Annotated in this window: 1 pseudogene; it reads left to right on the top strand. The window is 77.2% G+C overall.

The features are described from left to right. Nucleotides 1-1,075, top strand: a pseudogene (locus GSF22_RS33795) (ABC transporter permease); the annotation flags it as partial. Between the last annotated feature and the right edge of the window lie 19 nt (nucleotides 1,076-1,094).

Raw genomic sequence — 1,094 nt, 5'->3', positions numbered from 1 at the left:
CCCGCCGCCCACCCCCGCCGCCGTCGGCGAGCTGGCCCGGCAGGCCGGCATCGCGGCGACCGCCGTGGCGCCGCTGCGCGTACCGGGCTGCGACCTCGACACCGGGGTCTCCTGCTGGCTGTCGGTACGCCGGCCCGCCGCCGCAACCTGCCCCGAGCCGGCCCGCTGGCCGCCGAGCGCGGCGGACCGCGAGCGGGGCCGTACCGATCCCCGCTGCCGGCTGGCGGACGGCGGCTACTACTACACCTTCCACCTGGCGACCATGGTCGACGACGGCACCGCCCTGCCGTTGGTGACCGGTGCCGCCGGCGACGACCTGGCCCGCGCCACCGCCGTGCTGCGGGCCGGTGGGGTGATGGTCACCGACCCCTGGCTGGTGGAGGACGGGCGGGTCACCGTCGAGGTGTACCGGGCCGACCCGGACAGCAGCGAGCCGAGCGTGCGTTCGCTCGTCCTGCCCGGCTACGCCCTGACCACCGGTCTCCGGGCGGACCGGCAGGTCTACTCACCCGGCGCGCTCGCCCGCACCGGTCTCGCCGGGTACGACCTCGGTTTCGTGCTGGCCACCTCGACCACACCGACCGACGCCGCCCAGGGGCGTTTCACCGGCGCGCTGGCCCGGCAGGGCGACTTCCAGGTGAGCGTCGCGCCGGGCCGCGCACCCACCACGCCGACCCCGTTCGGGCTGGTACTGGCCGTCGCCGCCGGCCTGGTCACGCTGGGCGCCGCCGGGATCGCCACCGGCCTGGCCGCCGCCGAGGGGCGGTCCGACCTGACCACCCTGGCCGCGGTGGGCGCCAGTCCGGGGGTACGCCGCACGCTGGCCGTCAGCCGGGCCGGGGTGATCGCCGGTGTCGGTACCCTGCTCGGCATCGCGGCCGGTCTCGGGGCGGCCGGCACCATCCTCACCGCGCTCAACCGGGCGTACCTGGAGACCTGGCCGCCCAGCGACCCGTACCCGCTGGTCGTCCCGGTGCTGCCGCTCGGCGTCCTGCTCGTGGTGCCCCTGCTGGCGATGCTCGGTGCGGGACTGTTGACCCGGTCCCGACTGCCGATCGAGCGCCGTTTCGACTGACCCCGCCCGCCCGGCGCCC

This window comes from Micromonospora echinofusca, assembly GCF_017614955.1.
Lineage (GTDB): Bacteria > Actinomycetota > Actinomycetes > Mycobacteriales > Micromonosporaceae > Micromonospora > Micromonospora echinofusca_A.
This window is presented reverse-complemented; position numbering and strand designations above follow the sequence as displayed.